The 7761-nt window shown below is 71.7% G+C and carries 7 protein-coding genes; 2 read left to right on the top strand and 5 right to left on the bottom strand.

The features are described from left to right. Positions 1–367: 367 nt before the first annotated feature. The gene (gene tyrS / locus F0U47_RS20235) at positions 368–1654 is read right to left on the bottom strand and encodes a tyrosine--tRNA ligase (RefSeq protein ID WP_149752305.1); all 1287 of its coding nucleotides are present in this window, start codon (positions 1652–1654) and stop codon (positions 368–370) included. A 112-nt stretch (positions 1655–1766) separates the two neighbouring features. Here tyrS and F0U47_RS20230 point away from each other — a divergent pair, with 112 nt between their 5' ends. Further along, positions 1767–3215 carry a serine/threonine-protein kinase gene (locus tag F0U47_RS20230; RefSeq protein ID WP_188111450.1) on the top strand — a complete coding sequence of 483 codons (1449 nt, stop codon included), beginning with the start codon at positions 1767–1769 and terminating at the stop codon, positions 3213–3215. On the opposite strand, the gene F0U47_RS22070 is transcribed toward F0U47_RS20230, so the two are convergent. Further along, the gene (locus tag F0U47_RS22070; protein ID WP_149752303.1) at positions 3190–4530 is read right to left on the bottom strand and encodes an ATP-binding protein; all 1341 of its coding nucleotides are present in this window, start codon (positions 4528–4530) and stop codon (positions 3190–3192) included. The two genes, F0U47_RS20230 and F0U47_RS22070, sit on opposite strands and share 26 nt — an antisense overlap. After that, on the bottom strand, positions 4527–5207 hold the full coding sequence (locus F0U47_RS20220) for a response regulator transcription factor (protein ID WP_149752302.1): 681 nt from the start codon (positions 5205–5207) through the stop codon (positions 4527–4529). Before F0U47_RS20220 ends, F0U47_RS22070 begins: the two co-directional genes overlap by 4 nt. 79 nt (positions 5208–5286) lie before the next feature. Between F0U47_RS20220 and F0U47_RS20215 the strand changes: the two genes are divergently transcribed. Then, positions 5287–5661 carry a PepSY domain-containing protein gene (locus tag F0U47_RS20215; protein ID WP_149752301.1) on the top strand — a complete coding sequence of 125 codons (375 nt, stop codon included), beginning with the start codon at positions 5287–5289 and terminating at the stop codon, positions 5659–5661. Positions 5662–5674: 13 nt separating this feature from the next. On the opposite strand, the gene F0U47_RS20210 is transcribed toward F0U47_RS20215, so the two are convergent. Together F0U47_RS20210 and F0U47_RS20205 are read right to left on the bottom strand one after the other, a co-directional pair. Further along, a complete protein-coding gene (locus F0U47_RS20210; protein WP_149752300.1) occupies positions 5675–6748 on the bottom strand; it encodes a DNA adenine methylase in 1074 nt (357 codons plus the stop codon). Between the two features lie 35 nt (positions 6749–6783). Further along, positions 6784–7746 (bottom strand): NAD-dependent epimerase/dehydratase family protein, encoded by a 963-nt coding sequence (locus F0U47_RS20205; RefSeq protein ID WP_149752299.1) that lies wholly within the window; start codon positions 7744–7746, stop codon positions 6784–6786. Positions 7747–7761: the final 15 nt, after the last annotated feature.

Here is a 7761-nt window from a genome sequence, read left to right as displayed (position 1 = left end):
GAAAACCCACGACACCCACACCAAAGATGCAGACGCCGCGTACAACAAGCACAACGACATAAATTGCATGACACACTGTTGAGTTCTCAAACATCACACACACCGGGCCGATCCTCGCGGATCCGGTCCCGAGCTGATGGTCACCACCGCACAGCCAGATCCCGGTGAAGTTCCGAACCCGCCAGTGGCTTGTTCGTTGTCACCGAGACTTGGTGATAGGGGCGGCCGCCTCGGGGCCGGAAGCCCGACTCGACTGAGTCTTGCTCCCCGCCGCTCCCTGGCGACTCAGAGAACATTACAGACCTCTCGCGGCGGACACAAATCGGGGTGCCGTGTCCCGGACCACAGGGGGTCCGGGACCGCCGGGTCAGCGCATCCGGACGCCTGCGAAGCGCTTCTTGCCCCGCCTCAGCACCAGCCAGGAGCCACCGATCAGGTCACTGCCGGACGGCACGTGGTCGGCGTCCTCGATGCGCACGTTGTTGACGTAGACGCCGCCCTCCGCGACCGTCCGGCGGGCCTCCCCCTTGCTCGCGGCGAGGCCGGTGAGCGTCAGCAGATCGACCACGCGGGGGATGCCGTCGCCGGCGTCGACGTCGACGGCGCCGGCCTCGGACAGCGCGGCTGCCAGCGTGGCCGCCGAGAGCGTCGTGATGTCGCCACCCCCGAAGAGGGCCTCGGCGGCAGCCTTCGCCTGCGCGGTCTCATCAGCGCCGTGGACCAGCGTCGTCACCTCGTCGGCGAGCACCCGCTGCGCCTCCCGCAGGAACGGCTTCTCGGAATGACGCGCCTCGAGCGCCTCGATCTCCTCGCGCGGGAGGAAGGTGAAGGTCCGCAGCAGCTCGCCGACCTTCTCGTCCTCGGCGTTGAGCCAGAACTGGTGGAAGGCGTACGGCGACAGCATCTCCGGGGCGAGCCACAAGGCACCGCCCTCGGTCTTGCCGTACTTGGTGCCGTCGGCCTTGGTGATCAGCGGCGTCGCGAACGCGTGGGCCTTCCCGCCGTCGGCGCGGCGGATGAGCTCGACGCCGCCGGTGAGGTTGCCCCACTGGTCCGATCCACCGAACTGCAGGGTGACGCCGTGTTGCCGGTAGAGCTGGAGGAAGTCCATCGACTGGAGGAGCACGTAGCTGAACTCCGTGTAGCTGATGCCCGCCTCCAGCCGGGTCCGCACGACGTCGCGCGCGAGCATCCGGTTGACCGGGAAGTGCTTGCCGATGTCCCTGAGGAAGTCGATCGTCGAGAGCGTCGAGGTCCAGTCGAAGTTGTTGACCATCGTCGCCGCGTTGTCGCCCTCGAAGGCGAGGAACGGCTCGACCTGGGCGCGTACCCGTTCGGTCCAGTCCTTCACCGTCTCGACGGAGTTGAGGGTCCGCTCCCCCGACTCCTTCGGGTCGCCGATCATCCCGGTCGCACCGCCCACCAGTGCGTACGGCGTGTGGCCCGCGTTCTGCAGCCGCCGAGCGGTCACCAGCTGCACCAGGTTGCCCATGTGGAGACTCGGCGCCGTCGGGTCGAAGCCGACGTAGAACCGGACGCTGCTCTCGGCAAGGGCGTCGCGCAGGGCGTCGCGGTCCGTGGTGTGGGCGAGCAGGCCGCGCCACTCCAGGTCGTCGAGGAGGGTCGGGTCGACGGACACGGTGGTCCTTTCCATGTGCTGCGGGTGATCCAGGTCCCGACAAGCCTGCCCCATGCGCGGGCGGCGTGCCCAGCCGGTTGGTTCCGCGGGATGGAGACGCCTTCGCGCTGGGTACCCTTGCGGTGCAATGACCAACATCCGGGTGGCCGACAGGTACGCGCTCGACCGCGAGATCGGTCGCGGCGGTTCGGGCGCCGTCTGGCTCGCCCGCGACGAGGTCCTCGGCCGGGTCGTCGCCATGAAGCGGGTCGGCCTGCCGCCCGGGGCCTCGGCGTTCGAGATGGCGCGCGCGGAGCGTGAGGCGCGGCTCGCCGCGCGGGTCAACCACCCCAACGTGATCTCGGTGTTCGACTTCGTCAACGAGGGCGACCACCACTGGCTGGTCACGGAGTACGTCGACGGCACGACGCTCGCCACGATGATCCGCGAGCGGGGCCGCCTGAGCGCCGAGGAGGCGGCGCCGCTGCTGCTCCAGGTGGCCGAGGCCCTCGCCGAGGCGCACCGGACCGGCGTCGTCCACCGCGACGTCAAGCCCTCGAACATCCTCATCGCCCGCGACGGCACGGTGAAGCTCTCGGACTTCGGCATCGCCCGCGCCGAGTCCGACGCATCGCTCACCCAGACGGGGCTCGTGACCGGCTCGCCGGCGTACCTCGCCCCCGAGGTCGCGACCGGTGCCTCGGCGACCGCCGCCAGCGACGTGTGGTCCTTCGGCACCACGATCTACCACGCTCTGTCCGGCCGACCGCCCTACGAGGTCACGGGCGAGGGCAGCGCCGTCCTGGCGACCCTCTACAAGATCGCCCACGAAGACCCGCCGCGGCTGCGCAACGCGGGATGGCTCGGACCGCTGCTCGAGGCCGCGATGGACCGGGACCCGCTGCGCCGCCCGACGATGGACGACGTCGTCTCCTACCTCCGCGCACGTCCGCCGGCGCCGCCCGTCATCGGCACCCAGGTGCTGCCGGCGGCGGAGCCCGCGGAGCCGGAGCCGGACCGGACCGACCACACGCTCGTCGGCACGGCGGCAGCGCCTGTCGGCGGCGTGGCTGCGCCTGCCGGCCCGTCGAACCGCTCCGTCGGCTTCCGTACGGCGCTCGCCGGGCTTGCCGTCCTGGCGGTGCTCGCCGTGGTCGGGGTGATCCTCGTCATCGGCGCCGACGACGAGGACCCGACCGATGCCGCGAGCCCGGACGGGGGCGCCGGCTCCCCCAGCTCCGCGACCACTCAGACGGAGGACTCCGCGAGCCCGACACGGCCGACCGAGGCAGAGCTTGAGGAGTTCGCGTCGTCGTACGTCACGACCGCGGCCTCCGACCCCGACGCGGGGTTCGCGCTGCTGACGCCGGCCTACCAGGCGCGGAGCACGGAGTACGCCGACTTCTGGGGCCCGGTGAGCAACCCGGAGGTCCTCGACGTCAGTGCCGACGCGGACGCGATGACGGTCACCTACACCTACCAGTACGACTTTCCGGGCTCGGGGAACCGGACGGAGCAGGTCACGCTGTTCCTGGTGCAGGAGGGCGACGAGCTCCTGATCGACGACGCGGTCAGCCAGGTAGTGCAGGGAGGCTGACCCGCACCACGGTCCGGCCCTGCTCGCGGGTGATCCCGATCCGGCCGCCGTGCGCCCGGATGATCTCGTCGACGATCGCCAGCCCCAGCCCGACCGATCCGTGACTCGCCGCGAACCGCTCGAACGGCCGGTCCTCGCGGAATCCCGTGCCCTGGTCGATGACTGCCAGCGCGACCTCGGACCCGCCGCGGGTGACCTCGACCTCGACGTCCCCGGCGCCGTGCCGCAGCGCGTTGTCGACGAGGTTGGACAGCACGCGTCCCAACCGCTCGGCGTCCCCGGCGACGAGCGCCGGGCCGCCGGCATCGAACGTGATCGACCGTCCGGCCGCCTCTGCGGTCGTCCGGAAGCGGCGTACGACGTCGGCGGCGAGCGCCGACACGTCGACCTCCTCCGGGTGCAGCCGCAGCTGGCCGGCGTCCGCTCCCGCCAGGGCGAGGAGGTCCTCGCTCAGCGCGATCAGCCGGCGCACCTCCTGCTCGGCCGAGCGGAGGGCGTCGAGGAGGTCGTCCTGGGAGCGGGAACCGGACAGCGCCAGCTCCACCTCGGTCAGCAGGAGCGCCAGCGGTGTCCGCAGCTCGTGGCTGGCGTCGGCGACGAACCGTCGCTCCCGCTCGAGGCCGGCATCGAGCCGGTCGAGCATCGCGTTGAGCGTCAGCGCCAGCCGGCGCAGCTCCGCGGCCGGCGGCACCGGCAACCGCTCCCCGGCGCTCCGCGAGGAGATCGTCGCGGCCCGTGCCCGCATGCGCTCGATCGGCCGGAGCCCGAACCCGGCGACGACGTAGCCGAGGACGCCGGCGAGCCCGAGTGCCACCGGACCGCTGATGAGCAGCTGCTCGCGCACCGCCATGACGGCCTCGTCCGCCTCCTCCCGCTCGATGGCGAGGACCACGACGTGGTCGCCGAGCGGCCGCACGAGGACGATCACCGGCTCGTTGTCGATCTCCAGGTCCTCGTCGGCCTCGCCGAGGTCGTCGATGACCCGGATGCGGGTGCTGGTGTAGTCGTCGTCGACGCCGCCCGGGTCGACCAGCTGGTCGCGGACCGCGGTCGAGGAGGCGACGATCTCACCGTCGGCGGAGAGCACCTGGCCGTGGATGTCCCCGGCGAGCTGCTCCACCGAGCGCACCCGCGCATCAGGAGGTACGGCGGCCAGCCCGTCCATCTCGCCTTCGAGCTGGTCGCGGAGCCCGGTCTCGAGGGTGTCCTCCACCCGCCACTGCACGAACAGGCCAAGCGCCAGCATGGCCAGCGCCGTTGTGACCAGGAACGCCAGGGCGACGCGAGCGCGGAGCGATCCCGCCGGGCCCTTCACGCCTCGCCTCCGGTGAGCCGGTAGCCCAGCCCCCGCACCGTGCGCAGCGACTCGGCGCCGAACGGGCGGTCGATCTTCTCCCGGAGGTAGCGCACGTAGACGTCGACCACGTTGGACGAGGTGTCGTGGACGGCGCCCCACGCGTGGGCGAGCAGCTGGTCGCGACTCAGCACCTGCTCGGGCCGCCGCATGAGCGCCTCCAGCAGGGCGAACTCGCGCGCGGACAGCTCGATCTCCTCCTCGCCGCGCCACACCCGGCGGGAGGCCGGGTCCATCCGCAGATCGCCGACCTCGAGCACGGTGGGACGTGGGACCGGGCCGCGACGGGCCAGGGCCCGCATCCGGGCGAGCAGCTCGTCGAAGACGAACGGCTTGCCGAGATAGTCGTCGGCGCCGCTGTCGAGCCCGGTGATCCGGTCGGCGACAGCGTTGCGCGCGGTCAGCATGAGGACCGGCGTCCATACCCGCGAGCGGCGCAGCCTGCGGCAGACCTCAAAGCCCTCCATGTCGGGGAGGCGCACGTCGAGGAGGATGACGTCGTACCCCTCGTCGTCCGCGGCGGCGTCCAACGCCTCCTGGCCGGTGCCGGCGATCGTCACCTGGTCGCCGCGCTCGGTCAGACCCCGGGCGACCAACCGGGCGAGCTTCGCCTCGTCTTCCACCAACAACACGCGCACCAGGCAAGACTAGAGACGTCGATGAGGGATCGATGAGAGCCTCATCGTCGCCTCATCGAGCCGACCTAGCGTGACCGGCATGAACATCAAGATCCGATCCCGCAAGATCCTGCTCGGCGTCGTCGGTGGCGTCGCCGTGATCGCTCTCGCCGCCGGCGGCAGCGCCTACGCCCTCGCGAGCGGTGACGACGACGACACCGACCGGCCGATCCCGGCCGCCGACCTCGAGCAGGCCGAGCAGGCAGCGCTCGCCGAGACCGGCGGTGGCAAGGTCACGGACACCGAGGTGGACGACGAGGAGAGCAAGTACGAGGTCGAGGTCACCCTCGAGGACGGCAGCCAGGTCGACGTCCAGCTCGACGAGGACTTCCAGGTCGTCTCGACGGAGACCGATGGCCCGGACGACGACAACGGCGACCGCGACGACGACAGCGACGAGGACCGCGACGACTGACGAAGGCCGCCGGTCAGCCGCGGAGGGGCTCCAGCTCCGCGGCGGCCGCGACCGCGGCATCGACCCGGTCGCGCGGCCCGGCGACGAAGACGTACTCGACGTTGCGGCGCCGGCCGACCTCACCGACCCGCTGCCCGGCGGGGTTGTGGATCCCGATCAGCGCGCCGACGTACCTCTTGCGGTCGAAGCCGAGCAGCCGCACCTCCTCGTGACCCGCATCGCGGAGCATGCAGGTCATCTCGTCGGCGGTGATCCACGACTCGTCGTTGTAGGACACGACGACGACCTCCGCACGGACCCGGCGGAGCAGGTCGGCGAGCGCCGTCGGCATCGTGCGGCGGCTGTTGAAGACGCTCCGGGTGTCCTCGTCGCGGCTGTCGATCCGCTTGCACGCGACGCCGTAGTGCTCGGGCGCGTCCCAGCGGACGAGGGTCTCCCAGATGTGGTAGTTCGTGAAGTAGCGGTGCTGGTTGTAGGGCGGGTCGACGTAGGCAAGGTCGACGGGATCCACGGTGTCGACGACCGTCGTCGCGTCACCGTGGATCGTCGCGCCGGCACCGGCCAGCAGCGCAGGGCGCTCCAGGCGGAGGTCGCGGTGCGCCCGCGGCGCCCAGTCCTTGAGGTAGGCCATCTGGACGCCCGTCGTCGAGTCCACCCGGTCGGCGCCCAGCATCAGGCTGGTGAGAAGGACGGGGCGCAGCGGGTCTCCGGGCGGGTGGTCCCGCTCGATGGCGTCGCGGACCGCGTCGACCCGGGCACCGTTCCGCGGCTGGAAGAAGCGGGCCCGCTCGCAGAACGTCTCGGTGAAGTACCCCGGCTTCCCCGGAAGCGCGTCGAGGCGGTCCAGGGCGGACGCGAGCGCGACCTCGTCGATCGTGGTGGCATCGGTCGCGACGAAGCAGTCGCTGAGCACTGCGGAGTACGTCGCCAGGTCGCTCGCCGTGACCTCGATCCCCCGCCGCTTCAGCTCCTGCGCCACCCGGGTCGTGCCTGTGAACAGGTCGAGGGCGGTCCGCGCCCCGGTGGCGACGGCGATCTCCCCCAGCACCGGCACCAGCGTGCGCTTGGAGCCGAGGTACTTGATCACCCCGCGAGCGTACGGCGGTCGAGCCGCTGCCGGCGTCAGGCGCGAGCGTGCCAGGCGTCGAGCACCTCGCGCTCCCGGTCCCGGCCGATGCCGGTCACCTTGGCGGCGGGGTTGTCGCGCAGCCAGGCGAGGGTGTCCCGGCTGGTCTCCGTGACCGGCCGCAGCGTCAGGCCGGCCTCCAGCGAGAGCTCGACGTCGTGGTTCATCATCCCGTCGTAGTCCGGGCGCGGCAGCCAGAGCGGCACCGAGTCCGGTCCTGACCACGGCTCCACGCCCTGCTCGGTCAGGAACGACTGGTCGAGCCAGGTGAGCGACGCGTCCGGGGCGCACTCCTGCAGCAGGTCGCCGATCGGGACCGGCATCCCGACGCCGTCGAAGTCACCCGTGGTGCGCCGCTCGGCGAGGGTGACGATCCACGACGCGAGGTCGCGGACGTCGATGACCTGGACGATGTCGGACGGGTCGCCCGGGGCGAGCACCTCGCCGCCGTCGGCGAACCGCGCCGGCCAGTAGGAGAACCGGCCGGTGGGGTCGCCCGGGCCGACGATGAGCCCCGGGCGGACGACCGCCGCCGAGGCGGCACCGGAGCGGACCAGCTGCTCACAGGCCACCTTCATCGGGCCGTAGGCCTCGGGATCCTCGCTGAGGTCGACGTCCTCGGTGATCGGCTCGCGCAACGGCACCGTGCCCGGCCCGCCCGGCAGCGAGTCGTCGGCGTAGACGTTGATGGTCGACACGAAGACCCAGTGCGCGTCCGGCACGGCAGCGACCGCGCGTCGTACGTGCGACGGCGTGCGGGACACGTCGACCACGGCGTCGTACTCCCCCAGCGCGGCCGGCGGCTCCTCCGCCCGGTCCCACGGGAGCAATGTCGCTCCCTCCGGGATGTCGCCGGACACACCGCGACAGGCGCACACCACCTCGTGGCCACGGCGGACCGCCTCGGAGGCGACCTCGCGGGACAGGAAGACGGTGCCACCGAGCACGAGAAGTCTCATGCGCCCACCCCAGCC

The organism is Nocardioides antri (genome assembly GCF_008373765.1).
Taxonomy (GTDB): domain Bacteria; phylum Actinomycetota; class Actinomycetes; order Propionibacteriales; family Nocardioidaceae; genus Nocardioides; species Nocardioides antri.
The sequence above is the reverse complement of the archived record's forward strand: the minus strand, read 5'-3'. Positions and strand labels throughout refer to the sequence as shown.

Coding starts and splice junctions, on each gene's coding strand:
- tyrS (WP_149752305.1), bottom strand. CDS start 1,654: ATGGAAAGGACCACCGTGTCCGTCGACCCGACCCTCCTCGACGACCTG.
- F0U47_RS20230 (WP_188111450.1), top strand. CDS start 1,767: ATGACCAACATCCGGGTGGCCGACAGGTACGCGCTCGACCGCGAGATC.
- F0U47_RS20215 (WP_149752301.1), top strand. CDS start 5,287: ATGAACATCAAGATCCGATCCCGCAAGATCCTGCTCGGCGTCGTCGGT.
- F0U47_RS20205 (WP_149752299.1), bottom strand. CDS start 7,746: ATGAGACTTCTCGTGCTCGGTGGCACCGTCTTCCTGTCCCGCGAGGTC.